Origin of the sequence: Xenorhabdus stockiae (genome assembly GCF_002632825.1) — a bacterium.
GTDB lineage: Bacteria > Pseudomonadota > Gammaproteobacteria > Enterobacterales > Enterobacteriaceae > Xenorhabdus > Xenorhabdus stockiae.
In genome coordinates this window covers 1-26,111 of sequence record NZ_NJAJ01000031.1, presented here as the reverse complement: position 1 = coordinate 26,111, position 26,111 = coordinate 1, and the positions used below count along the sequence as shown (strand labels likewise).

The window sequence follows — 26,111 nt, the reverse complement described above, 5'->3', positions numbered from 1 at the left end:
ATGATTATGGTCTTATTGATGGGAGCAATCAGTTACCTTCTTCGGGTTATACCATTTTTAATGGGTAACAAGAAAATTAAGAAAGATGGTTTTCTTATTACCTCTTTAGATTATTCAGTATGTTTTATCCTTGGCAGTATTATTGTAAATATTTCTCTTGGTAATATAAAAATCAGCGAATTAATTTATCATTTTGAAATTAAGTATGCTCTTGCAATTATTACGGTTATAACTGCTTATTTTATCAGTAAGCGCACTGGCTCTATATTAAAGAGCTTAATTATATCATCTGTTTTATTTACATTAATATCATGGTGGGTTAATGAAAAAAATATGTTTTTTTGATACAACATTGAGAGATGGTGAGCAGGGGATTGGGTGTTTACTCTCGAATGAAAAAAAGTTGAAATTGTTACCGCGTTTAATTGATTTAGGGGTTGATTCTATTGAGATTGGTATGGTAACAGGTGAAGATAGCGAAAAGTTTTTTTATGAGGCCGCATCATCTAATATAGATTTTAAAGACACCTATATTGCCTCTTTATGCCGATTAAGACCTGATGATATTGAAAGAACAATTTTAGCTTTAAGCAGATTTAAAAAGCCCAAATTAAACTTGCTGTGTGTTGGCTCAGAAATACATATCAGAAAAAAGTTTGATTCTACCAAAGACAGCATATTATTGATGCTGAAAGATTCTTTGGAATATATAGCTAATAGTGATTATACAGGTAAAGTTTCAGCTATTTTAGAAGATTCATCAAGAGGGAGCTTTGATCTTTTAGAAGAGAAAATTGAGTTACTGACAGCTTACCATGTTAATGATATCTGCTTTGCCGATACAACAGGTTGTGCTACACCGCTATATATCAGTAATCTGATTAGTTATTTTAAAAATAAGTTTCCGGGTATACGGTTCTCTGTTCATTGTCACAATGATTTGGGACTGGCGGTTGCTAATTCAATCAGTGCAATTGATGCCGGAGCAGATGAAGTACAGGTGACACTGGGTGGAGTCGGTGAGCGTTGTGGTAATGCGTCGTTTGAAGAAATAATGGCAATTTTGTCATATAGAAGTGAATATAAAAATAGGTTTAAAGCAGATATTGATATGAAGGATCTGATTAACCTATGCAATTTTTATTATGACATTATCAATAAATTGCCTCATCCTAATAAACCTTTATTAGGTAAATATGCGTTTTCAACTTGCGCAGGTATTCACCAAAACGGAATTAAAAAATTCCCTGAAACTTACGAATTCATCAACCCTGATACATTGGGTTTAGAACGAAAGTTTTATTTTAACAGATTATCAAGCAGTAAACTTTCTCAGCAAGATATTTAATAGGAATGGTTATGAATTTTTCTCAGAAAATTGGCTTCTCAACAAACATTTTTGAAAACCCGGCAGATATAGACGTTTTGGTTGAACAGTTAAGTAAAGATTTTAAGCGCATTGAAATTGAATTTGAAAAAGAGCTAAGAGATTTAATTGATTATCATCCTGAGAAATGGAATGAGAAAGTTGCTGTATTGAATAAGTTAAAAGAAGATAATGATCTTTACTATTCTGTCCACGCGCCTTATATCGGTATAAAAACCGATATTGCTAATAGTGAAGAATTGGACAGAATTATTGCTGTTGATTATCTTGAGTCATTCATTTATGAAGCGAAGAAGATTGGTGCTGAATACATTACTATTCATCCCGGCTATCTTGAATTTGATGATAATGGAATCTCTGATTTTGATTTTCAGCAACTGTCTAAATCTATCGAGAAATTATCAGAAGTTGCAAAAGAAAATGGCATGACTATCCTGCTGGAAAATACCGGAAGTGATAGAGAAAAGTATATCGTACTAAGTGATGAACAGCATGAGATCTTATGCCATCAGTACGGTGTCTTCCTGACTCTGGACATTGTGCATTTTGAATCATTTATGCACAAAAACAGTACCAGAGAATATAAGGAAGGATTAAAAAGAATTCTGCCTTATATTAGGAATGCGCATTTCAATGATGTACTGAATGGCGAACACGTTCATTTACCGTTGGATGAAGGCAACTTCGACTATCACAAAGTATTATCCTATATGGTGAGTGAAGGTTATCAGGGTAATTTTATTATTGAAGAATCAGGCGGCGGTTTTTCACCGGAAGAATTTATTATCGCCGGGAAGAAGTATGTTGAATGTTTGAATGGCATGGAATGATCCTAATTGTAAAATGAAACATTTTGTTAGTATTAATAAAACTGAAATCGAATTTTTTTCTGATGAAAACATAACTATATTGGAACAAGCCGAAAGTAACGGGCATTCTTTAAAAAATGGTTGCCGGTTGGGAGCCTGTCGGGTTTGTAAGTTAAAGTTATTATCCGGTGATATAGAGTATACGGTCGGGAATAAAATTGGATTAACAAAGAAAGAACTGGACGATAATTACTTTTTACCATGCTGCGCGATTGCCAAGAGCAATATTGTTTGTGAAACAGATGGTGATAATAAGACGCTTTCAGATACCAAAGAAGGTGCTGTTATATGTGATATAACAAGAACACCCGGAATCACGGTTATAAGATTTAAGCTATCGAAAAGATCTAAGATGGATTTTATTCCGGGACAATATATTGGTATAGAAGTCCCTAATGGAAAATGCCGGTATTATTCTGTAGCTAATATCCCGAAGGATGATGGGTATGTTGAAATTCATGTAGCTAAGAATAAAAATGGCGTGTTTTCAGATGTGATTTGTGAAAAGCTGAAAGTTAATGATGTATTGTGGATATACGGGCCTTATGGTGATTTTATTTCAGATTATCATGATGAGGTAAGAGATATTGTTTTTGTTGCGACAGGAACAGGATTTGCACCGATAAAATCCATAATAGAATCTGGCGTATTCAATGAACGAAATATTCATCTTTTTTGGGGAGGAAGACGAAAAGTCGATCACTATTTCTCTGAGATTGTCGATAACTGGAAAAACACATTAGGAAATTTCCATTTCCATATGGCTTTATCACGGTCAGATGAAGAAGACCATCCTGAAGCCCATTACGGGTATGTGCAGGATGTCTTTAAAAAAGAGATTGGCCAGAATAATCAGATAGAAGTTTATATGTGTGGTTCTCCTAATATGATCAGTGATATGTCTGAGCTATTAAAAGAGAGTTATCAACTGAATGAAGATTATATTCATGTTGATGTATTCTATCCTAATAGCTAGCAATCAAAAAAAAGCCACTGCAAATATACAGTGGCTTAATTTAATTCAGAAAATATTACAGAGCAGCGATAGTCACTTTCTGTGCCAGTAATTTTTCTTTAGCTGCATTGTTTGTTGCCAGACGCTCACGCTCTTTGGCAACAACGGCTTCTGGTGCGCGGCTGACAAATCCTTCGTTGGACAGTTTGCCTTCGATGCCACTGATTTCTTTATCCAGCTTCTCGATTTCTTTATCCAGACGTGCCAGTTCTGCATCTTTATCTACTAAGCCAGCCATTGGGATCAGCACTTCTGCACCGTTGATCAGCTTGGTCACAGAAACAGGTGCTTCTTCTCCTGCTGCCAGAACGGTAACAGAGGAGAGACGGCCCATTGCCTGAAGGAAGTTCAGGTTTTCAGCAACGCGGCGTTGTGCATCGGCATTTGCATCACGCAGCAGAACTTCCAGTGGCTTGCTTGGCGCAATGTTCATTTCTGCACGGATGTTACGTACTGCAATGATCGCCTCTTTAATCCACTCCAGATCGTTCAGCGCTAATTCATCAACTTTCGCCTGATCGAATTCAGGGAAAGATTGCAGCATGATGGTATCTGCATCAATGCCCTTAACCGCTTTCACACGCTGCCAGATGGTTTCAGTGATGAATGGAATGATTGGATGAGCCAGACGCAGCAGACCTTCCAGCACTTCGATCAGAGTATGGCGCGCTGCGCGGACTTCAGCTTCAGAACCTTTATTGATAGCCGGTTTGGAAAGTTCCAGATACCAGTCACAGAATTGGTTCCATGTGAATTCGTAAAGAATATTAGCCGCGATATCGAAACGGTAAGTATCCAGCGCTTCGCGATAAGCTTTCACTGTCTGGTTGAACTCTGCCAGGATCCAGCGGTCTGCCAGTGACAGTGACATTTCGCCACCATTCTGGCCACAGTCCTGTCCTTCGGTATTCATCAGCACGAAACGGCTGGCATTCCACAGTTTGTTACAGAAGTTGCGATAACCTTGCAGGCGCTTCATATCCCAGTTGATATCACGACCCGTGGAAGCCAGTGCCGCCAGAGTGAAACGCAGGGCGTCAGTACCGTGGGCTTCAATGCCTTCCGGGAACTGCTTTTCAGTACGCTTGCGGATTTTCTCTGCCATTTGTGGCTGCATCATATTTCCGGTGCGTTTTTCCAGCAGATTTTCCAGCGGAATGCCGTCAATCATATCCAGCGGGTCGATAACGTTCCCTTTGGATTTAGACATCTTCTGGCCTTCTTCATCGCGGATCAGACCTGTCATATAGACTGTCTTGAATGGCACCTGAGGCTTACCATTTTCGTCTTTGATGAAGTGCATGGTCATCATGATCATGCGGGCAATCCAGAAGAAGATGATATCGAAGCCACTGACCAGTACATCGGTCGGATGGAACGTTTTCAGTGCTTCAGTCTGTTCAGGCCAGCCGAGAGTAGAGAATGTCCACAGACCGGAAGAGAACCAGGTATCCAGCACATCATCGTCCTGAGTCAGAATAATATCTGCACCCAGATTGTTTTCGCGGCGAACTTCTTCTTCATCGCGACCCACATAGACGTTGCCTTCTGCGTCATACCATGCCGGGATACGGTGGCCCCACCACAACTGACGGGAAATACACCAGTCCTGAATATCACGCATCCAAGAGTAGTACATGTTCTCGTACTGTTTTGGTACGAACTGGATGTCGCCATTCTCAACAGCTTCAATCGCCACTTTTGCCAGCGGTGCGGTGCGGACATACCACTGGTCTGTCAGCATTGGCTCGATGACTACACCACCACGATCACCATAAGGAATGGTCAGATCGTGAGGCTTGATTTCTACCAGCAGCCCCTGCTTTTCGAATTCGGCAACGATAGCTTTACGGGCGGCAAAACGCTCCATGCCACGATATTCAGCCGGGATTTCGGTTGAATAAGCGTCAGAAGCTTCGCCATTGCTATTGAACACTTCTGCTGCTTCGCGGATATCACCGTCGAGCGTCAGGATATTGATCATCGGCAGGCTGTGACGTTTACCCACTTCATAGTCATTGAAATCGTGGGCCGGAGTGATTTTCACACAACCGGTGCCTTTTTCCATATCAGCGTGCTCATCGCCCACGATAGGAATACGACGGTTTACCAGTGGCAGAATGATCTCTTTGCCAATCAGATCTTTATAACGTGGATCTTCCGGGTTAACTGCAACACCGGTATCTCCCAGCACCGTTTCCGGGCGGGTTGTCGCAACAACCAGGTAATCTTTGCCTTCGGCTGTTTTCGCACCATCTGCTAATGGATAACGCAGATGCCACATTGAACCTTTGACTTCGCGGTTTTCAACTTCGATATCAGAAATTGCTGTGCGCAGTTTTGGATCCCAGTTAACCAGACGCTTACCACGATAAATCAGGTCGTCCTGATACATGCGTACGAAGGCTTCTTTAACGGCTTTTGACAACCCTTCATCCATGGTGAAGCGCTCACGCTCCCAATCCACAGAGTTACCCAGACGGCGCATCTGGTTAGTGATTGTGCCACCGGATTCCGCTTTCCACTGCCAAATCTTGTCAATAAAAGCATCGCGGCCATAATCGTAGCGAGTTTTGTTTTCTTCAGCTGCGATTTTGCGCTCAACAACCATTTGCGTTGCGATACCTGCGTGGTCAGTACCGACCTGCCACAGCGTATTTTTGCCCTGCATACGCTGGTAACGCACCATTGTATCCATGATAGTCTGCTGGAAGGCGTGCCCCATGTGCAGGCTGCCAGTCACATTTGGCGGTGGAATGACGATGCAGAAGCTTTCACGGCTGGTGTCGCCATTTGGCTTGAAATAACCACTCTTTTCCCAGTGATCGTAAAGAGGTTGCTCTATCTCTGTCGGGTTATACGTTTTATCGAGAGATGGCTCAGATTGCGTTTTAGTAGCGGGTGTCTTTTCCATTTTATCTTGATATTTAATAGGTTGGCGGGGTTGCCATGGTCAAATTAAAGCCGACGCTACGATAGGATTTATATCGTTCGCGAGCTAACTGTTTCAGATTTTCATCAATAGGGACGAAGTCTACCACTTCATGGAAAGCTGTGGCAAAGTCTGCAAAATGAGGAAGCAGTGTAATCAGAATATCACGGGGAGCATTGCCCCTTTTCTGCGGCCAGCATAATTCTACAGGTGCGCCATAACGGGGGCCTTCTCCTGCAAGATTGTGTGGCACAAACTGGCCCGGCTCTCGCTGCCATAGGACTTCATCCAGCTTTTCGGCCTGCTGCTGGCTTTCACAAGCAATCAGAACCCGCTTCCCTGCACGCCATTGGTCAGCGGCAAGCTGACATGCCAGCCATTCATGTGGCTGTAAATCATCTAAAGACGATGATTGTTCCGGTGACATCTTTTCCAATAAATAGAAAGTGGCGTTTTTCATAGTCTCATGATTATCGAAAATAGGTTACAGAAAAATGGTTAAACGACAGGTAAGGTGACGGAAAAAGGGTATTGCAGCAGCAATACCCTTTTCTTTAATACCTTTTTATCGCCATCATTTTTCAGGTTGTAACCCGAAATCTGTTGGGTATACGCCATATTCTTATGCGAAAAATGGCGGAGGGGTATTAATCATCAGCATTAAGACCTGCACGATTTAACAGGAATTGTGCCAACAGTGCAACCGGACGACCTGTTGCTCCTTTCTGCTTACCTGCACGCCATGCTGTACCGGCGATATCCAGATGTGCCCAATTGTATTTAGCTGTATAACGCGACAGGAAAGCACCAGCAGTAATCGCGCCGCCAAGACGCCCACAGGAGTTCACCATATCCGCGAAATTGGATTCCAACTGCTCGGAAAACTCATCGCCCAATGGCAGACGCCATGCCCGATCCCCGGCCTGTTCTGACGCATTCAGCAGTTCATGGGCCAGTGGATTATGGTTGGACATCAAACCAGTGTAATGGCTACCCAGTGCAACCATACATGCACCTGTCAGCGTGGCGACATCAATAACCAGCTCTGGTTCGAAACGCTCAACATAAGTCAGCGCATCACACAGCACCAGACGACCTTCCGCATCAGTATTCGTCACTTCAACGGTCTGGCCGGACATTGTGGTTAAAATATCTCCGGGGCGATAGGCACGACCACCGGGCATATTCTCGCATCCAGCCAGAACACCGATGACATTGATGGGTAATTGCAGCTCAGCCACAATTCTCATCGCACCATAAACAGAAGCTGCACCGCCCATATCGAACTTCATATCTTCCATGCCATCGGCTGGCTTGAGGGAGATACCACCGGAATCGAAAGTCAGGCCTTTACCCACCAGTACGATAGGTTTCGCATTCGGGTCTTTACTGCCTTTATATTCGATTACCGACATCAGAGATTCGTTCTGAGAACCCTGACCTACTGCCAGATAGGCATTCATGCCCAGCTCTTTCATCTGCTCTTCACCAATCACTTTGGTAACCAGATTTTCAGCGCTGTCAGCAAGCTGGCGTGCCTGTGAGGCAAGGTACGCAGCATTACAGATATTAGGCGGCATGTTAACCAGATCTCTTGTCGCCTTAATACCGGCGGCAATGGCAAGACCGTGCTGAATGGCACGCTCACCACTGGTCAGCTCGCGGCGGGTCGGCACATTGAAGACCATCTTGCGCAAAGGCCGACGCAGTTCGGTTTTGCTGCTCTTAAGCTGGTCGAAGACATACAGTGACTCTTTTGCTGTTTCAACCGCCTGACGTACTTTCCAATAGTTGTTGCGTCCCTTGACGTGTAATTCAGTCAGGAAACAGACAGCTTCCATTGAACCGGTTTCATTGAGGGTGCTGATGGTTTTCTGAATAATCTGCTTATACTGGCGCTCATCCAGTTCACGCTCTTTTCCGCAACCAACCAGCAGAATGCGCTCAGACAGCACATTAGGAACATGATGCAGTAGCAGGGTTTGCCCCACTTTGCCTTCAAGTTCACCGCGGCGCAGTAAGGCACTGATATAACCGTTACTTATTTTGTCAAGTTGTTCTGCGATAGGGGAAAGACGGCGCGGTTCAAATACGCCGACAATAATACACGCACTGCGTTGTTTCTCCGGGCTACCGCTTTTTACACTAAACTCCATGCGTTCTCCTGAATCTTAAAGACAAAGACAGATACAATCGCTAAAATACCATGTTCCGCATTAAATCATCCCAAATAAAGTTCTCTGCTATGTTAAGCTGAGTATATTAATTTTAGATACTTAGCTAACGATAAGTATGCTCTAATTGAGAACAAATATATGGAATGCTTTGGTATCATTTTAGCTACGGGGAAGCCAAACTGATTCATATAAATGGTAGATATACGACGAAGTTAGCGACTTTCCTGCAAAAAGACAAGTTTTCACAGGCGTAATAAGCGTGATCATCATTAGATATCTGGTACGGGAAACCCTGAAAAGTCAAATCGCAATACTTTTCATCTTATTGCTGATCTTTTTCAGTCAGAAATTAGTTGAGGTATTGGGCGCGGCGGTGGAAGGTAATATTCCCGCAAATTTAGTTTTATCTTTGTTAGGATTAGGTGTGCCGGAGATGGCGCAGCTAATTTTACCCCTGAGCTTGTTTCTCGGGGTATTAATGACATTCAGTAAACTCTATACGGAAAGCGAAATTACCGTCATGCATGCCTGCGGTTTAGGTAAAAGCGTGCTGGTGAAATCCGCCCTCATTCTGGCTCTGCTCACTGCGATGCTGGCTGCGGCCAACGTTATCTGGTTCACTCCGTGGTCATCTAAATATCAAGAACAAGTGCTGGCAGATGCGAAAGCAAACCCAAGCCTTGCCGCAATAATGGAAGGGCAGTTCAAGCCTTCTAATGATGGCAATATGGTGCTGTATATCGGTAACGTCAAAGGGAATAATTTTGAGAATGTTTTCCTTGCCCAGCTTCGCCCGACGCATAATCAGCGGCCTTCAATCGTCATTGCTGATGGCGGGCATATGGAAGCGTTACCCAACGGCAATCAGGTTGCGGTACTTCATACAGGAACGCGCTACGAGGGAACGGCCTTGTTACGTGATTTCCGCATTACCGATTTTAACGACTATCGCGCCGTTATCGGACATCAAAACCCGGATGTAGACAGCGGTAAAGTTGAACAAAAATCAATGACTGAACTATGGCATAGCAGCAATGATAAAGATGCCCGTTCTGAACTTCACTGGCGTCTGACTTTGATTGCCTCTGTCCTGATTATGGCATTGATGGTTGTTCCCCTCAGTGCAGTCAACCCACGGCAGGGGCGCGTACTCAGTATGCTGCCAGCCATGTTGCTCTACCTGATTTTCTTCCTGTTGCAAAGTTCACTGCGTTCGGCTGGTGGTAAAGGGAAACTTGATCCTATGATCTGGATGTGGCTGGTTAACGGTGTGTATTTTGCTCTGGCACTGGCGCTCAACGTATGGGATACCACCCCGATGCGTAAACTGCGTTCACGCTTTAAGACTCAAGGAGCGGCCTGATGTTTGGTGTATTAGATAGATATATCGGGCGGACAATCCTGCAAACCATTCTGATGACACTGTTCACGCTGGTGTCGCTATCCGGCATTATTAAGTTCGTCGATCAGCTGCGTAAAGTCGGGCAGGGCGAGTATACCGCCCTTTCTGCCGGTATTTATACCTTGCTGAGTGTTCCCAAAGATATCCAGATTTTCTTCCCGATGGCGGCTTTGTTGGGCGCGCTTTTGGGTTTAGGAGCGCTGGCAACCCGCAGTGAGCTGGTGGTTATGCAGGCTTCTGGTTTTACCCGTCTTCAGGTTGCCGGTGCGGTAATGAAAACAGCTATTCCGCTGGTTTTACTGACCATGGTGATAGGTGAGTGGGTTGCTCCGCAAGGGGAGCAAATCGCCCGTAATTTCCGTTCACATAAAATGTATGGCGGTTCTTTGATGTCCACCTCGAAAGGGCTTTGGGCAAAAGATGGTAATGATTTCGTCTACATTCAGAGTGTAGGGAAGGATAGTGCTCTGAACGGTGTCAGTATCTATCATGTTGATAACGACAAAAAACTATTGTCAGTGAAATATGCTGCATCCGCTGTGTATGATACGGAAAATGCGCAATGGAAGTTATCTCAGGTAGAAGAGTCTGATTTAAATCATTTTGGCCGGATCACCGGTTCACAGTATATCTCTGCTGACTGGAAAAGCCGACTGACACCAGAAAAACTAGGAGTTGTTTCCCTTGAGCCTACCGCGCTTTCTATTCGTGGTTTGCATCAATACATCACTTATCTGAAACAGAGCCAGCAGGATGCCGGGCGCTACGAACTCAATATGTGGAAAAAGGTTTTTGCGCCGTTATCCGTGGCGGTCATGATGTTGATGGCACTTTCCTTTATTTTCGGGCCGTTGCGCAGTGTTCCTATGGGATTCAGGGTTGTGGTTGGGATCAGCTCAGGCTTTGTTTTCTATGTCCTCAATGAGATATTCGGCCCACTCAGTTTGGTTTATAGCATGCCACCGATGTTAGGTGCATTGCTGCCGAGCCTGCTGTTCTTTACAGTGAGTGTTTACTTACTTTTGAAAAGAAAATAGCAGCCACAAATTGATATCCTGCTTCTATTAGACTGATATAGCCTGAGTTTTGATGATATAAACTCAGGCTGTTATTTTTTATAGGCTTATTTTTTTACCAATTCCATTACCGGTTGCTCTGGAATCTGGTTATGATTCTGTGCCAGTGCAGTGACCAGCTCATTCACACCCTTAGTAACCTGATGAAACTTACTGTGCTCTTTTCGGGTCATGACAATAAAGACACCAATATTCTGCTCAGGGATCATCGCCATATAAGTGTTAAACCCGCCACCACCGCCTGTTTTCTGATAGATACCCGGAACATCTTTCTTACCGTTCATATAAACCCAGCCAAGCCCGATACCATCGGCTTTTCCGGCCACATCCATTCCTCTGATTGAAGCCAGCTCAGCGCGTTTAAAATAAATGCCCTGTTCACGGCTGGCAGTCTGTTTTCTCAAATGATTGTGGGAGGATAAAAACTGCTGCATCCAGCGTTGCATATCGGCGGGAGTAGAATAAATGCCGCCACTGCCTGCTGCGGCGATAGTATTGAGGCAAGGGCTGGATTTGATCCCCTCCATCAACCGGGCACACTGAGCAGGAGTTGGTGTCAGGGTTGTATCCTTCATTTTATAGGGAAGAGTGATTTCTTCATGTAGAAGGCGGCTATAAGGTTCTCCGGTTGCTTTGGAAAGGGCATCAGCTAATAAATCATAGGCTAGATTAGAATAAGAAGCCGTTGTGCCGGGGGCCGTTTCTAGATCCGCATTTTTCAGCCAGTTCCATCGATTAGACTGAGTCGGCCAGATAAATACCGGACGCCCCCACTTTCCTCCGGGTTGCTCCCGTGGTAACCCACTGGTGTGGCTTGCCAGATGATATAACCGAATAGGCTGGTCGATACCAAAATCGGGTACATGCACACCATGATAAGTATATTTTTGTAATGGATCGGTGATTTTAATACGCTTTTGCTCTGCCAGCTTGATCATGACTTCACTGGTCATCAGTTTGGTGATTGAAGCGATGCGGATTAGAGAATTCTGGCTGGGTTTGATACCGCTCCCTGGATAAGTTTCTCCAAAACTATGGTGTATGACCTGATTATTATCAATCACCACCATTGCCATACCTAGCGGATTACCTTCATTAAAAATTGACTGTGCATACTCTTCAACCAGCGCTGAAGCCATTTTCCGGTTTGAAACATCGCCGTCAAACACTTCCCATTTTGTAGGCTGTTTACCTGAGTGCGGCGTTTTGTTTTGGTGCGAATTGCCAGAAGCAGAGCAGGCTGAAATCGCTAATGAGAGAGCTGAAACAACACAAAATTTATAGAGCCGTTTGTTCATTTTCGGATTAACCAATCAGGGAGCGTAATGCATGGCGAAACTCAACCGTTATTTATTCTTCTTAAATATCGCAATAACGGCACCGATAACAAAACCCAGCAGAATACCTGCGAATATCCAATTGATAAGCGTCATACTGATTTACCTCAACAGCAGTGTTTTATAGTATTTTATTTTGAATTATATAAGGAGATTATGGGTTGTCTATCGATGATAAGAAGTTATAAAAGGTCGATTTATGTTACATAGAACAATGTGGGCTTAAATTTAAGCAAATTTATGTGAAAGTTATTGTGTTTGCTTTTTTTTTCAGCACTTGAACAAAATTGGAAGGATAAGTGTTGCGAATGGTCTTCGGGCAAGTATAATGACTCTCGTTTTCCGACCCCTTTCAGTGCCGAAGTGGCGAAATCGGTAGACGCAGTTGATTCAAAATCAACCGCCTTCGGGTGTGCCGGTTCGAGTCCGGCCTTCGGCACCATTCGTTAGTTTTCTAACGTCTACCCAAGTCTACAAACTCCCTAAAAACCCCGCTAAATCAAGATATTTCGTTATTTTGACGTCTACTCCAGTCTGTTGCAATCAACATGCAGCAAGGGGCATAATCTGGGGCACCTACACTTCGATTTTAAATGTGCCCCAAAAATGAAACTAAACGCCCGACAAATCGAGACTGCGAAACCTAAAGAGAAATCCTATAAATTAGCGGATGGCGCTGGCTTATATCTCGAAATCACGCCGCGCGGTTCTAAATACTGGCGCATGAAGTATCACCGCCCCACCGACAAAAAAGAAGATCGGCTGGCCTTTGGTGTTTATCCTGCCGTTTCATTAGCTGATGCTCGCGCTAAACGGGATGAAGCTAAAAAATTGCTTGCTCAAGGGATTGATCCCAAAGCAGAGAAAAAAGACGTACAAGCCGAATCAAAGGGTGCATATACCTTTGAACGGATCGCCCGTGAATGGCACGCCAGCAATAAACGGTGGAGTGAAGACCATCGAGACCGAATTATGCGAGGTTTCGAGCAATACATTTTCCCCTACATTGGTACTCTCGATATTCGCACTTTGCGAACCAGCCAACTGTTAGCACCGATCCAAGCCGTTGATACTGATGGCAAACACGATATAGCCCAGAGATTACAACAGCGTGTAGCTGCCATCATGCGTTATGCGGTTCAAAATGACATCCTTGAATATAGCCCTGCCAATGATATGGCTGGCACTCTCACCATAGTAAAACCCAAACATCACCCTGCACTGCCTCATGAACGCCTACCTGAATTTTTAACTCGTCTTTCCTGTTATAGCGGGCGCTTACTGACCAAAATTGCAGTAGAACTGACTTTATTAACATTTGTTCGTTCCAGTGAAATAAGATTCGCCCGTTGGGAAGAAATCGATCTTAAAAGGGCTGTCTGGCATATACCAGCGACACGAAAACCCATTGATGGTGTTAAGCATTCTCAACGTGGTATGAAAATGAAAACAGAACACATTGTACCGTTGAGCCATCAGGCTATTTCGCTTATCGAAACTTTGCACAACCTGAGCGGAGAAAGTGGGGTAATGTTTCCCGGCGATCATGATCCAAAGAAAGTAATGAGTGAAAACACCGTCAATAATGCGTTACGTACAATGGGTTATGACACCAAAACAGAAGTTTGCGGACACGGATTCCGCACAATGGCACGTGGTGCAATGGGAGAGTCTGGCCTGTGGAGTGATGACGCAATCGAGCGCCAGCTAAGCCATATAGAAAGAAATAATGTCCGGGCGGCGTATATTCACACATCCAAACATTTGGATGAACGGCGGCTGATGGTGCAATGGTGGGCGGATTATCTGGATGCTAACAAGGAGAAATTTGTAACTCCTTATGATTTTGCCAAACCGCTTCGTGATAGAAAAAACCAGTAGCTTGACCAACGAAAAATTTTACTTATGGGATAACCAATTACATATTGCATAAAAGAATGACATAAAAAAACAACGCCCCAGTGTGCTGATACACATCTGAGGCGTCTAACCAATGACCGTTATTAGGAGTAACGATGATGGCTGATATACAGCATACCCAAACTCACCCTAAATTTACACATTCAGATAAAACAGGCGGACAAAAACCGCTCGACCTAATCCAATCCGTGAAAAAATCTGCTATGTATCATTGGGAAAATCTTCTACCTGCCTGTGGTGTTGATATTCCCGCAAAAGGCAAACATGGCACCTGTCCTATTTGCGGCGGAACTGACCGTTTTCACTTTATTGATGATCACCATAACGGCAACTGGCATTGCCGCCAGTGTGACGCTCCAAACTATGGCGATGGACTGGATTTAGTGGCAAAAACCAACAGGATCTCGATTACGGAAGCTGCTAAAGTTGTGGCTAATGTGCTGGCGCTGCCTTTGCCAGAATCCAAACCAGCCAAAGAAACCATTCAAACAACACAGCCAATTGCCGAAAAAGTAGCGGCACTAATGACGCTAACTGTCGCCGGAGAATCGCCCTATTTGACTGCAAAAGGATTGCATTGTTCTAACCAGCGATTACTGAAAGATGGTTCGTTATTATTGCCATTGGTAACACTGGATAAAAAAGTTACAGGTGCGCAGATCATCAAACTGGATGGAACAAAGAAATTACTGTCTGGTAGCCAAAAGAAAAGTGCTTTTATTGCATTATCAAAGTTGGGAGAACATCCAGGCACAGTGATCATTACCGAAGGTTACGCCACGGCATTGACCGTTAGCCAATTACATCAAGGCACCGTTCTGGCTGCAATAGATGCAGGTAATTTGCTCTCTGTCGCTCAATCAGTCCGGGAACACTGGCCTGATACGAAAATCATTATTGCCGCAGATAATGATTGGTACCTTCCCGATGAGTTAGATAAGAACGGTAAGCCGAAAAAGAATATTGGAAAAATTGCGGCAGAAAAAACCGCCAAAACGATCAATGGATGGGTCACATTACCACCAACTGAGTACAAAGCCGATTGGGACGATTACCGCCAGCAACACGGAGTGGGAATAGCACGGCAAGCCTTTACTCAGGAGCTTTATCAACCAACACTAATCAAGAAAAAAGCAGCCGTTCAACTTAATAATGATACCGAACCTTCAAAGTTGACATTATGTCAGATGGGAGCCAGCCAACGCGGAGAAGTATTACTGACGCGCTATGATGGAGATTTGGCACTGGATGGCGCTTCGGAAGCCGTTTATCACTATGATGGTATTATCTGGCGTCCAGTCAGTGACCGCGATTTAAAACGGGAAATGGTCACTGCTTTTATGGAAGAGGAACTACCGTACTCACCACATGGTATCAGCTCTGCCGTGGATGCCCTGAAATTACAGCTTCCCATGATGCAACCACCAAAACGCCACTTAATCGGATTCAGTAACGGCGTATTTGACCTGAAAACTAGCCAGTTCCGACCACATAGTAAAAATGACTGGTTGCTGCTTGCCAATGACGTTGAATTCAATTCCCCTGTTTCGGGGGAAACCCTGCAAAATCACGCGCCACAGTTCTGGCGCTGGCTCAATCAAGCAACTGCCAACTGTGAAAATAAAGCAGACAGAGTGCTGGCAGCGCTGTTTATGGTGTTGGCGAACCGTTATGACTGGCAGCTTTTTCTGGAAGTCACCGGTGCCGGAGGCAGTGGTAAAAGCATCTTTGCTGAAATCTGTTCAATGTTGTCAGGCCCAAGCAATACTGTTTCTGCAAGTATGGCGGCACTGGAAAACCCACGGGAACGGGCGCTGATTGTCGGCTATTCGTTGATTATCCTGCCAGATCAAACTCGCTATGTGGGCGATGGTTCCGGCATCAAGGCAATTACTGGAGGCGATGAAGTCGCTATCGATCCGAAGCACAAACAACCCTATTCAATTCGTATTCCAGCGGTGGTACTGGCAGTAAACAATAATGCCATGAGTTTCAGTGATCGCAGTGGTGGAGTATCGCGCCGCCGGGTGATTTTCAACTTTTCCGAAGTCGTGCCAGAAAACGAGCGTGATCCACTCCTGCGGGATAAAATTGCGGCAGAATTGCCCGTGATTATCCGGCATTTGCTGCATCAGTTCGCTGATCCACAATTAGCTAGGCGTTTACTAGCAGAACAACAGAAATCAGCGGAAGCATTGGATATTAAGCGTGGTACCGATCCACTGGTTGATTTCTGCGGTTATCTTATAGCTTCCCATGAAACTGACGGTTTGTTAATCGGCAATGCAGAAATTATGCCGTTCAATCCCCGTAAATATCTTTATCACGCCTACCTTGCTTATATGAAAGGCAATAACCTGAATAAACCTGTTTCCGTGACTCGTTTCGGCATGGATATGCCCGGCGCACTGGCAGAGTACAGCCAGCAATATTTACGCAAGAAAAGCAAACAGGGTATTCGCAGCAATCTGAGCTTGAATCTTGATACGGCTATCGAATGGATGCCGAAACTGACAAGGGATAGCCTGCCAGAAGAATAATTTCTTCTGAGTACAATCATTTTTCAAAGGAATATAAAAAAGTGTTCACCACTATTCACACTATAATTTAAACCATATATATCAAAATATTACAGGGTGAATAGTTATTCTAAAACTGTTCACAACTATTCATCACTGTTCACCTTATTTTCTGGTTCAAGGTGAACGGTTGGGTGAAGAGTGGTGATGAGTTTGATTTCAAGTCATCACCACTTAATAGTATGAATTTAAATAAAAATATTTAAAGGTGAATAGTGTGAACAGTTTTATTACTAATTCTTTAATAAGGGGGTAGACAAAAATTTTTTCTCTGGCAGGTATTTTTTTCGGATCTCTGAGTTAGCGGGTTAATGTATTAGCCCGGTAACTCGGAGAAGACAAGCGTAGCGCGTCAGTGTGGTTTTAATTTTTTGTATTTTCTTTTATGGCGAGCATGGTGATTTTTAATAAAAATATATCGATGAAATTATTATAATAAACCTAATTTCACTCATTGATGGAATACTGATCATAATTATTGCTTTTATTTCTACTGAATATATGGATAACCAAAGAGTTATCCATATATCTTTTATTAAGCATGTAGAATGACTTGCTGCTGTACCTGTATAGGCTGTAATGTCTGATATTTTTGTCGTATATTATTATATAAATCTGGCATTTCCCCAGCAGATAAAGTAACAATTAAAACATAAGGTAAGTCGTCAAGTTCAGAAACATCGATTGGCATCCCACAGTCGCGACCATGATAAATAATATCAAAGCATGGTGTAGTAAGTTCATCTTGTTTGAATGTGTGCTCACTTCTTAATGTTGTTTCCCACTTATGACCGTCATTTCTTTGTTCATTTTCGTCTGCATAAATATTTTTTAAGTTAAAAAGCGGGAATGTTAAGCCTTTTGTCGTATCAGATATCCCCTTCCTCATAGTAATTTCTAAACCACTTCGAGTGTAATTTAATGGGTGTTCTGCGTCCACTGGGCTAGAAAAGCAAAATGTTGCTCGAAGATTGACACAACCTGTAGTTGGTTCATCTGGATAAGGAATGAATGCTCGCATATGTTGAGAAGGTTTGAGCACACCTTGATAAATGACTTTTACTTCATTATCGTCACAATAAATAACATCTGAAATATTATGCGGAAATCTACCCCAGCCAACTTCTGAACGTTCATGAGTGCTGTTTTCAGCATGATGAATTAAAAGAGCTTTAGCAGTTAGAGGTGTAATATTATATTGTAAAGATGAACTTAAAGCGATTGCTTGTCTTAATGCTAGTGGAGCAGCAAAGCTAGTGCCTGCGGTACTTGCCAATCCATTATTCATGGGGCTGAATACCTTGAAAGGTTCTTCTGAATTTCCGCCAAAAGCAACACCATCTGGTTTCACGAATCCAGGACTTCTACCGGGGCCAATACAGCTATAATGGCACCTTTCCCAGTTTTCTGAAAGAGATGTTGCTGCACCTACAGATAAACCATTGACCAAATCGGCAGGTGGTTGAATCCTATTAAGACCTGCTGGCAAATGGCCATCATTTCCAACAGCAACTGTGCATAAAGTATTCCCTGCTGAGAGGGCTTCCTCAAGTGTTGAAGTCCAGACATGAACATCATCATCATCAACAGGTAGCCTCGGCCCCAAGCTTAAATTAATATAATCGTAGTGTTGTGTGCCAAGCACACTCTTTATTCTGATTAGCACATCAAAAAGGTCAATGTCGGCATTATTTATGTTCGAATCTAAGACTCTGTAATGATCAATATTACAGTAAGGAACATTTAGTTTTACAGCACCTGAATCCATAACGCCAAAGAGAAGCGTAGAGGTCACATCTTGTCCATGTGAGAGAAGTTGGGCACTTGTTTTTCCATCTTTGTTAAAGGTGTACTCAGTTACCCACTGACTAAAATCATCAATACTTATTCCTCCGTCAAATATTGCTACCTTTAAATTTGGATTGATTGCTCCTTCTGATGGTAATTTAAAACTAGAAGGGGAATTCACAGAACGTCTAATTACTGGCTCACTAACTCTTAACTCTGGAAGATCTCTAAGCGTCCTTAAAAAAGAAAATTTTGCTATTTCATAAGCCGTTTTTTTATTGGCTTTAATAGGCATAAAGGTCAATCCTTTGACTTTTATGCATCTTTCTTTATCAACGGAGGCACCTTGTTGTAAAGCAAATATAATAAAAGAGTCAACTATAGCTGAATTTTCATCTGGGGTATGTAAGGCTACTTCAATACTTCTTTCATCATCACCTTTTAAAGACTTAATTTTATCGGAGGGGTTAAACATTGAAACACTTTCAAGTGTGATGAAATCATCTTTTTGGCTTTTATTTAAAGTATCATCGTTTAATGCACGCAAAAACGATTGAAAATTTTCAGTTTTCCCTGAAACGTAGATACAAGCCGTTGTATACTCATCTTTTCTACCTTTTTTCTTTATGTCTTTACGAGGCTTAATTCTGACAGATTTACTACCTACACTTGTAAGAGAGAATTTGTTAAATAATCCTACCGGAAAATAACTTTTAGCTAGAAAAGCTGGATGAAGCACGAATTTTGCTACTGCTTTACCATCTGGTAGTGCGGAGGCTGGTACGTTTTCAATTTCACTGATTAGTGATGCTAATTCATTCATTATTACTAGCTTATTTTCATTATAGCTATAGGGTTTATTTTTCCCTCCACCACCTTTTTTTATTTTTACATTACCCGTCAGTGTTTCTCCGTAACCCAAAAGCATATTCTTATCATTCATTACCTTCATCCTCTATTTTAATGATTTTTCTAATTTGCGATCTTGGTATTCCTAAGTCTGACGATATTTTTCTTTGGGAAACACCCTCATCAAGCATCGTTTTTATGACATTTTCCAATGCTGTGTTGTTCAGTAATTCATCAATTAGAGCTGAGCTTAAAGGTATCTGCTCTATAATAGAATTCCGCTTCGCTTGATTGATGGATTTTTCAATCACAGCATAAGATATTTCACCTAATCTTGATGAAATATAGTGCGCTAAACTTTCTGCAATTTCTTTCGATATAAGATAACGTTGAATTAAATCATTAGTAGGATATTCAAAGTTTATAACTCTATCAAATCTTCTCCATGCAGCAGTATCCAAAAGTTCAGAATGATTAGTTGCTGCTATGAGAATAGATGTGTTGGGCCATTCATCGATAGATTGTAAAAGAACGGTAACAAGTCTTTTAAGTTCACCGACATCTGTAGCGTCATCTCTTTTTTTGGCAATGGCATCGAACTCGTCAAGTAGTAATATACATGGAAAAGATGAGGCGTAGTTAAGTACGGATCTTATGTTATTTCCTGTCTTACCAAGATAGCTGCTCATCACACTAGCAAGATCAAGAGTCAATAAGGGCATATTTAGTTTGCTGGCTAACCATTTTGCAGCCAAAGTTTTACCTACTCCAGGAGGCCCGCCCATTAAAAGGGAGCGGGACGGATGTAGGCCCTCTTTGTGCAAGAGCTCTTTCATTTCCCATTCGATTACAAAACGATTTAGAGCTAACGATGTGCTTGTTGGCCAAACAGGTTCAACATCTAGAATTACAGGATATGTTTCAACTAACAATTTTTGCCTTGTATCTGCATCTACGGGGGTTGCTCTAGGGGTAATCGGTTGAGCTCTTTCTACAGCATATGCTCCACTAGTTTGCATAAGTAGGCTTTCTAATTTTGTTGCTAATTCTGGTGACTCTTTTTTGAGCTTTTTTGTCACCATGCGTAGTCGCATGACAAGACTGTCTCGTTTGCCAGACAGAGCATCACTGACGACGTCAATGAATATATCATTAGTTAAGTTAATCACTCTACCACCTCATGATAAAATTAAACCAATTTTTTGGTAATGATACACCAATAACGATGTAATTAGTTAGAAAAAACATAAATCCATGCATTATTAGCCCAGATTTAAATATTTTTGTACCACCTTTGAGTTTGCTAGTATTTTTGATTTTAGTTTGAACAGCTAGCATCTAAATGTTGTATGCTTCATCACCCTTACCGATCTTTGCCTACTAAATGCGGTGTTTTTTGCGAATCAGTTAAGAAAGTACTAATAGTTCCCAATATTAGGGGGATGACTCTTTATTTATCGCATGGTTTGGTGTGAAGAATAGATATAGTTTTTATTGTTCAAACTACCCGTTTCTTGTTGCCATAACTGAAAAAAACGTCTAGTCTGAATTGGTTTACTCGCCATCATAGATGGCCATATAGCTGTAATGGCAACAAAAACTCCCGTAGCCTGAAAGGGAGAGCAAGAATTGTGGTACATCTGCACACCTTTGGAAGCAGATATTGTCAGACACCTAAACCACCGTCTGGCGATGAAGGTTTCTTAAACGAAAAAATACACCCAAAAGGTGTTTTTATATTGCCAATCAAGTGTAGTGAACATTAGATCATGCACTTATCTTTCATATCAACACAAAGCATATTTTCCTTTATCTTCAATAAATAACAGGATGGATTTCGTACATCCGATTCATACTTCTCACTATCTCTGTTTGAATTATTCATCAGATAAATTTTTTACACCTAAACATTTAACTCATTACTACCATTTGACACTTAACCTTGCGGTGTTTTGCTGTGCCCGCGAGCATTCCAACGCTCGCACAGCTTTTACTGACTGTTTACGGAACTCAAGGCGTCACTTTTCGCAGGTTTACCGCTGAAAGTGACGCCGCAGCAAAAGAGCAACACAACCCTGACAGGCTTTGGCCTAATTAACCACACAGTGAATCTGACACTGTATTTTATTGATTGAAAAAGTATCAAAAGGAGAACTTGACGATATCGAGGCTGGCTTTTAGCCGGTGGGGATGACCTGTTAATACAGGCGGCAGTACTGTGTACTCAACCGATACCCCGCAATACCTCAACTTGCGTTCACTCTGGCGCACAGATATCCGTCAAGGGCAAAGCAGGCATGTTCTGTTTTGTCCGAACTGTCGCGCGCCAGAGATCGTATGTTGTCAGGTATAAATAAGGAAATCGATGAGCTGATTGATTAAAGAATTACCGCGTTCATAAAACTGATCTTTATGTGGAGCAAGTTTATAGCCGTTAAACTTAGTCGTTCGGTTATTGAGTCGAATAATACAATCAGTTAAAGTATTCCCGCCATTGGCTCAATCCAATGGTCAAGGTTTAGCAGCCTTGTCACTCATAGACACTGGCAGAAATTTTGCCAGTGTGCCTGTTATCGCCTTTTCAATGGTGGTTCAGGCGGGGGAGACGTAAGTCTCGCTGGTATGAGTGCCAGTCTGCTAACCCTGTCTGAATCGCCACCATCAATATTAATTAATGGAAGGGGTAGCAGGAATGAATAACAACATTAGAACTGACTGGCACCAGGCCGATATTATTGCTGCATTACGTAAACGTGGTACAACCTTAGCGGCTGTTTCTCGTGAAGCAGGACTTAGTTCATCAACATTAGCAAATGCACTCAGTAGGCAATGGCCTAAAGGAGAGTGGATAATTGCTAACTATCTTGGCATCCATCCTTCAGAAATCTGGCCTAGCCGTTATTTTGATAAGCAGGGTCGATTGATTGAACGTAAGGTTCGAGACAAACCACAGGAATAACCCCTTCAACGTGTGATCTACTTTGTGAAAATGATAAATTTTTATACAAAGCCCTGAGAGTGAGATGACAAACTAATTTAAACCTCATGGCTTTTTAACTTTACTCTTATACCAATATATCAAGCAGTTCATAAAGTATATTAAAATCAAATACATGGACAAGTAAAAGGAGTAAAATAAATATGGGGCACAAAATGGGGCATTTTGAAAACGTCTTTTTAGTAATTTATTTAATTTCAATTAATTATATCTATTTGCGAGTCCGGCCTTCGCACCATAGGAACATCAATAGACGTCAACGGACGTCTTTTTTTGTGCCTGAAATCCAGTATCCGCAAGGCTTTTCTCGCTTTTTCATTCAACCTAAGTCAACCTGATTCAATCTACATCAACTTACTGATGCGGGTACAACTGCGGGTATATCCCGGTTCGATAATGTTTGTACCCACACAGAACACTTGAAAGGATACTCATCATGGCTCTGAGTGATGTGAAGGTTCGTGCTGCCAAGCCTAAAATAAAAGCCTATAAGCTGACTGACGGCGAAGGCATGGTGTTGCTGGTTCACCCTAACGGTTCAAAATACTGGAGGCTACGTTACCGCTATGGTGGCAAAGAGAAGATGCTAGCGCTGGGGAAATACCCCGAAGTCTCGCTGGCGGATGCCAGGGCACGCAGGGATGGGGCCCGTAAGCTGTTAGCTAATGGCGTCGATCCCAGTGAGAACAAGAAAGTCGTTAAGGAAGAGCAGGAGCAAGAGGCGATAACGTTTGAAGTGGTTGCCAGAGACTGGCACGCCAGCAATCAGAAGTGGTCTGCATCACATAGTTCTCGTGTATTGAAAAGCCTCGAAGATAATCTCTTTGCTGCTATCGGTAAGCGGAACATTGCGGAACTGAAGACCCGGGATCTTCTTGTACCCATTAAAGCGGTGGAATCATCCGGGCGACTCGAAGTCGCCGCTCGATTACAGCAACGTACTACTGCGATTATGCGTTTTGCTGTGCAGAGCGGTTTAATCGACTACAACCCCGCGCAAGAGATTGCCGGTGCGGTTGCAACTGCGAAAAGACAGCATCGTGCTGCTCTAGAACTTAAGCGAATTCCTGAATTGCTTCACCGTATCGATCATTACTCCGGCAGGCAGTTAACTCGATTGGCGGTTGAACTCACTTTGTTGGTTTTCATTCGTTCAAGTGAACTGCGTTTTGCTCGCTGGTCTGAAGTTGATTTTGAAACGGCCATGTGGACGATTCCAGGTGAGCGTGAACCGCTGGAAGGTGTTAAACATTCTCAGCGTGGCTCAAAGATGAAGACGCCGCATCTTGTTCCCCTGTCGCGACAAGCTCTCTCTATCTTCGAAAAGTTCAAAAGCATGAATGGGAATCGTGAGCTGATTTTTGTGGGCGATCACGATCTGCGTAAGCCGATGAGTGAAAACACGGTGAACAAGGCTCTGCGAGTAATGGGCTATGACACGAAAACGGAAGTCTGTGGGCATGGTTTCAGAACTATGGCATGTAGTTCGCTGATTGAGTCAGGGCTCTGGTCTAGGGATGCAGTGGAACGGCAGATGAGCCATATGGAACGTAACTCTGTGAGTGCGGCTTATATTCATAAGGCCGAGCATCTTGATGAACGTAGACTGATGTTGCAGTGGTGGGCTGATTTTCTGGATGCGAACAGGGATAAGGAGGTGAGTCCGTTTGATTTTGCTAGGCTTGGGCGATGAGCAGCCACGATTTATATCCTACGTTGAGTACTACCCTGCATGAGAAAGACTTTAAGATTACCTAGATTGATCTCCAGTTGACGCATGTGAGCAAGAACAGCATCCTTAGCACCTATAACCATGCCTAGGATCTTGATAGCAGGCGGGGGATAATGAGGTAGCATATTGATTATTTTTAAAACGAAGGGGTCATGCCAACGCCACTCGTAAGGTAGTAATTGGTAATAAAAGCTATCAACGCCAGTAAGGATACTGGCGTTGATAGCTTAGCTTTTTTTTGCCGTAAAATTCAAATGTTGAATAAAGCAACATAAATGGTGTTTTATGCTTGATGAGGTATTACATCAAAATGAGAGTATAACACCATGGCGCCGTACCAGGCATGTATCGCATTAATTGAATTATGTTGATGGTCACAGGGTGTGGTGGATCTAGTCACCATACCATGCGGAACAGTTTCGGCACCATATAAGGTATGTCATCTAGAAGGTAATCGTATCGTCCAAATGTTGATACGTGTGTAGGTGGAAAGCTCTCTAATACTACAGTCGTAACTGTTCCATGATCAGATATTCCTCTCGGCGGTGATAATGGCATTGTTGAGCGCGATACTGATGTCGTCGCCGCCAGTCTGACCAAAATAAAATCTGTTCTCTCGTTTCTCCTGCCTTTTCCATCAGTTTTGACAGCAGCTTACGCAGTTCCGCTACACTCAGGGCTATCAGTCCTGCCGGCGTTTTTTTCTCCTGTATCCGCAAAACCGCCAGAACCGCATGCGCCAATAATGACAACGTAATATGCCGATACCAGCTGTGCCACTGCCGCACTTCGTAATGATCCAGACCGCACTCGCCTTTTGTTTCCTCAAAACCGCTTTCGATTTCCCAGCGATGGCCGGCCACCTGAATCAACGTCTTGAGATCGGCCTGTTCTTTAAGAGCATAGACAACATAGTAGGCCTGTTCTTGCTTCTCATCCCGGTTACGCCGGATCAGCAGATAATGGCCATAACGCCGTTCCTCTTCACTCAATTGCAAGCGCCAGAGCGGGATCCGTGCCCAGTCATACCAACGTTCGCCTTTTGTTCCCAGCCCGGCTGACTGTTTTTCCCAGTCATCAGTGGTCAGACTGGTTGCAATGGTGTCTGCTCGGGTGTAGTGCGGTGTTTGCCACCAGAGGCGCTCATTTTTGGGGATCGCTAAGACAAACGGTTGGTGCTGAGATTCCAGCCAGCATCGCAAGCGACGATCCTGTCCATAGACCGCATCAGCGGTGACCCAGCGACAGGGGATATTGGCCTTGAATGCCCGCGCCAGCATGTTCTGGGCGAGCTGGGGGTTCGTGGCAAAACTGACCGAGTCAGGCATGCCGGCGGCGTCACAGCGGAGGCGATCCTCTGTCCACTGTTTAGGCAGATATAAAGCCCGGTCAATGAAGGCATGACCACCGTTGCCGACGTAACACAGGAAAACCCCTATCTGACTATTTTCAATCCGTCCCGCCGTTCCACTATACTGACGCTGCACGCCGGCAGAATGCGTCCCTTTTTTGATAAAACCGGTTTCATCGATAATGAGGATACCTTGCTCATCCCCCAAATGTGCGGTGACATAATCACGTAAGATATCGCGGGCGGCTTCAGCATCCCAATGGGCCCGTTCCAGAAAATATTGAATGCCATCCGGTGAGCGTTCACCCAGCCATTCAGCCAGTTGCCAGCCGTTTTTACGTTCAACATCGCTGAGTAACCCACGAAGATACGCCAGACAACGTTGCTGAGAACTTGCAGAGCAAAATAGTGGGATTAGACGGGAATGAGCCAGCAGAAGCGCCTGTTCCCAGAAATTGACAGGTGAGGCCATAGGGCACCTCCCTTAGGATGAGGAAGAAAGAAGATAGCTATCATGACACAATGCCGGCTACGACTGTAGTACTAAGGGGTCTAATGCCAAACTGTACCGGAATGTACGCCAGATCCGTTTTTGTGCTTCTAAATAGCTTTTCAAAATGATAGGCGAATCAAAGAAACTCAGTCCTATTTTTGCGAACTTTTTAATCGCAAAACCAAAAAAACACAAAAAGGAAGGAC

Annotated in this window: 17 protein-coding genes, 1 tRNA gene and 1 pseudogene; 12 read left to right on the top strand and 7 right to left on the bottom strand. The window is 43.3% G+C overall.

Features of this window, described 5'->3' with window-relative positions; translation table 11 throughout:
• Genes Xsto_RS15255 through Xsto_RS15240 form a run of 4 tightly spaced genes read left to right on the top strand, consistent with a single transcriptional unit; the run spans nt 1 to nt 3,232 of the window.
• Nucleotides 1-345 carry an AzlD domain-containing protein gene (locus Xsto_RS15255; RefSeq protein WP_099109034.1) on the top strand — a complete coding sequence of 115 codons (345 nt, stop codon included), beginning with the start codon at nt 1-3 and terminating at the stop codon, nt 343-345.
• The gene (locus Xsto_RS15250) at nt 323-1,348 is read left to right on the top strand and encodes a LeuA family protein (protein WP_099125591.1); all 1,026 of its coding nucleotides are present in this window, start codon (nt 323-325) and stop codon (nt 1,346-1,348) included. The genes Xsto_RS15255 and Xsto_RS15250 overlap by 23 nt, the downstream gene beginning before the upstream one ends.
• A gap of 11 nt (nt 1,349-1,359) precedes the next feature.
• The gene (locus tag Xsto_RS15245; protein WP_169926657.1) at nt 1,360-2,217 is read left to right on the top strand and encodes a sugar phosphate isomerase/epimerase family protein; all 858 of its coding nucleotides are present in this window, start codon (nt 1,360-1,362) and stop codon (nt 2,215-2,217) included.
• Nucleotides 2,204-3,232: an FAD-binding oxidoreductase gene (locus Xsto_RS15240; protein WP_099125589.1), complete on the top strand. Its 1,029-nt coding sequence runs from the start codon at nt 2,204-2,206 to the stop codon at nt 3,230-3,232. The genes Xsto_RS15245 and Xsto_RS15240 overlap by 14 nt, the downstream gene beginning before the upstream one ends.
• 55 nt (nt 3,233-3,287) lie before the next feature.
• Here the strand turns inward: Xsto_RS15240 and Xsto_RS15235 are convergent, their stop codons facing one another.
• The 3 genes from Xsto_RS15235 to pepA all read right to left on the bottom strand — a co-directional run bounded on the left by Xsto_RS15235 (nt 3,288) and on the right by pepA (nt 8,359).
• Nucleotides 3,288-6,185 carry a valine--tRNA ligase gene (locus tag Xsto_RS15235; RefSeq protein ID WP_099125588.1) on the bottom strand — a complete coding sequence of 966 codons (2,898 nt, stop codon included), beginning with the start codon at nt 6,183-6,185 and terminating at the stop codon, nt 3,288-3,290.
• A 13-nt stretch (nt 6,186-6,198) separates the two neighbouring features.
• Nucleotides 6,199-6,663, bottom strand: coding sequence for a DNA polymerase III subunit chi (locus Xsto_RS15230; RefSeq protein ID WP_099120067.1), 465 nt, complete (start codon nt 6,661-6,663; stop codon nt 6,199-6,201).
• A 187-nt stretch (nt 6,664-6,850) separates the two neighbouring features.
• Nucleotides 6,851-8,359 (bottom strand): leucyl aminopeptidase, encoded by a 1,509-nt coding sequence (gene pepA, locus Xsto_RS15225; protein WP_099109028.1) that lies wholly within the window; start codon nt 8,357-8,359, stop codon nt 6,851-6,853.
• A 280-nt stretch (nt 8,360-8,639) separates the two neighbouring features.
• Here pepA and lptF point away from each other — a divergent pair, with 280 nt between their 5' ends.
• Nucleotides 8,640-9,743 carry an LPS export ABC transporter permease LptF gene (gene lptF / locus Xsto_RS15220; protein ID WP_099109027.1) on the top strand — a complete coding sequence of 368 codons (1,104 nt, stop codon included), beginning with the start codon at nt 8,640-8,642 and terminating at the stop codon, nt 9,741-9,743.
• Nucleotides 9,743-10,819, top strand: coding sequence for an LPS export ABC transporter permease LptG (gene lptG, locus Xsto_RS15215; RefSeq protein WP_099125587.1), 1,077 nt, complete (start codon nt 9,743-9,745; stop codon nt 10,817-10,819). The genes lptF and lptG overlap by 1 nt, the downstream gene beginning before the upstream one ends.
• 86 nt (nt 10,820-10,905) lie before the next feature.
• Here lptG and ampH read toward each other — a convergent pair whose 3' ends face one another.
• Nucleotides 10,906-12,156: a D-alanyl-D-alanine-carboxypeptidase/endopeptidase AmpH gene (gene ampH, locus Xsto_RS15210; RefSeq protein ID WP_099109025.1), complete on the bottom strand. Its 1,251-nt coding sequence runs from the start codon at nt 12,154-12,156 to the stop codon at nt 10,906-10,908.
• A 396-nt stretch (nt 12,157-12,552) separates the two neighbouring features.
• Between ampH and Xsto_RS15205 the strand changes: the two genes are divergently transcribed.
• The 3 genes from Xsto_RS15205 (at nt 12,553) to Xsto_RS15195 (ending at nt 16,655) form a co-directional block, all read left to right on the top strand.
• Nucleotides 12,553-12,637 (top strand) — tRNA-Leu (locus Xsto_RS15205).
• 164 nt (nt 12,638-12,801) lie between these two features.
• Nucleotides 12,802-14,076 (top strand): tyrosine-type recombinase/integrase, encoded by a 1,275-nt coding sequence (locus Xsto_RS15200; protein WP_099125586.1) that lies wholly within the window; start codon nt 12,802-12,804, stop codon nt 14,074-14,076.
• A gap of 137 nt (nt 14,077-14,213) precedes the next feature.
• Complete coding sequence (locus Xsto_RS15195) at nt 14,214-16,655, top strand: toprim domain-containing protein (RefSeq protein WP_099125608.1); 2,442 nt, start codon at nt 14,214-14,216, stop codon at nt 16,653-16,655.
• Between the two features lie 574 nt (nt 16,656-17,229).
• Here the strand turns inward: Xsto_RS15195 and Xsto_RS15190 are convergent.
• A complete protein-coding gene (locus Xsto_RS15190; protein WP_099125585.1) occupies nt 17,230-19,425 on the bottom strand; it encodes a S8 family peptidase in 2,196 nt (731 codons plus the stop codon).
• The gene (locus Xsto_RS15185; RefSeq protein WP_092516991.1) at nt 19,418-20,500 is read right to left on the bottom strand and encodes an AAA family ATPase; all 1,083 of its coding nucleotides are present in this window, start codon (nt 20,498-20,500) and stop codon (nt 19,418-19,420) included. The genes Xsto_RS15190 and Xsto_RS15185 overlap by 8 nt, the downstream gene beginning before the upstream one ends.
• 788 nt (nt 20,501-21,288) lie before the next feature.
• On the opposite strand from Xsto_RS15185, the gene Xsto_RS21585 reads away from it, so the two are divergent.
• The 3 genes from Xsto_RS21585 (at nt 21,289) to Xsto_RS15175 (ending at nt 24,022) form a co-directional block, all read left to right on the top strand.
• Nucleotides 21,289-21,429, top strand: coding sequence for a hypothetical protein (locus tag Xsto_RS21585; protein WP_166304753.1), 141 nt, complete (start codon nt 21,289-21,291; stop codon nt 21,427-21,429).
• A 594-nt stretch (nt 21,430-22,023) separates the two neighbouring features.
• On the top strand, nt 22,024-22,290 hold the full coding sequence (locus Xsto_RS15180; RefSeq protein ID WP_099125584.1) for a helix-turn-helix domain-containing protein: 267 nt from the start codon (nt 22,024-22,026) through the stop codon (nt 22,288-22,290).
• 475 nt (nt 22,291-22,765) lie between these two features.
• Nucleotides 22,766-24,022: a tyrosine-type recombinase/integrase gene (locus Xsto_RS15175; protein ID WP_099125583.1), complete on the top strand. Its 1,257-nt coding sequence runs from the start codon at nt 22,766-22,768 to the stop codon at nt 24,020-24,022.
• A 725-nt stretch (nt 24,023-24,747) separates the two neighbouring features.
• Here Xsto_RS15175 and Xsto_RS15170 read toward each other — a convergent pair.
• Nucleotides 24,748-25,884: pseudogene (locus tag Xsto_RS15170) on the bottom strand (IS701 family transposase); the annotation flags it as partial.
• Nucleotides 25,885-26,111: the final 227 nt, after the last annotated feature.

Bases quoted from the DNA above. Each gene is read 5' to 3' on its own strand.
- Xsto_RS15255 (WP_099109034.1), top strand. From the start codon at position 1: ATGATTATGGTCTTATTGATGGGAGCAATCAGTTACCTTCTTCGGGTT.
- Xsto_RS15245 (WP_169926657.1), top strand. From the start codon at position 1,360: ATGAATTTTTCTCAGAAAATTGGCTTCTCAACAAACATTTTTGAAAAC.
- Xsto_RS15240 (WP_099125589.1), top strand. From the start codon at position 2,204: ATGGCATGGAATGATCCTAATTGTAAAATGAAACATTTTGTTAGTATT.
- Xsto_RS15180 (WP_099125584.1), top strand. From the start codon at position 22,024: ATGAATAACAACATTAGAACTGACTGGCACCAGGCCGATATTATTGCT.
- Xsto_RS15235 (WP_099125588.1), bottom strand. From the start codon at position 6,185: ATGGAAAAGACACCCGCTACTAAAACGCAATCTGAGCCATCTCTCGAT.
- Xsto_RS15190 (WP_099125585.1), bottom strand. From the start codon at position 19,425: ATGAATGATAAGAATATGCTTTTGGGTTACGGAGAAACACTGACGGGT.
- lptG (WP_099125587.1), top strand. From the start codon at position 9,743: ATGTTTGGTGTATTAGATAGATATATCGGGCGGACAATCCTGCAAACC.
- Xsto_RS15195 (WP_099125608.1), top strand. From the start codon at position 14,214: ATGGCTGATATACAGCATACCCAAACTCACCCTAAATTTACACATTCA.
- Xsto_RS15200 (WP_099125586.1), top strand. From the start codon at position 12,802: ATGAAACTAAACGCCCGACAAATCGAGACTGCGAAACCTAAAGAGAAA.
- ampH (WP_099109025.1), bottom strand. From the start codon at position 12,156: ATGAACAAACGGCTCTATAAATTTTGTGTTGTTTCAGCTCTCTCATTA.
- Xsto_RS15175 (WP_099125583.1), top strand. From the start codon at position 22,766: ATGGCTCTGAGTGATGTGAAGGTTCGTGCTGCCAAGCCTAAAATAAAA.
- Xsto_RS15250 (WP_099125591.1), top strand. From the start codon at position 323: ATGAAAAAAATATGTTTTTTTGATACAACATTGAGAGATGGTGAGCAG.
- Xsto_RS15230 (WP_099120067.1), bottom strand. From the start codon at position 6,663: ATGAAAAACGCCACTTTCTATTTATTGGAAAAGATGTCACCGGAACAA.
- pepA (WP_099109028.1), bottom strand. From the start codon at position 8,359: ATGGAGTTTAGTGTAAAAAGCGGTAGCCCGGAGAAACAACGCAGTGCG.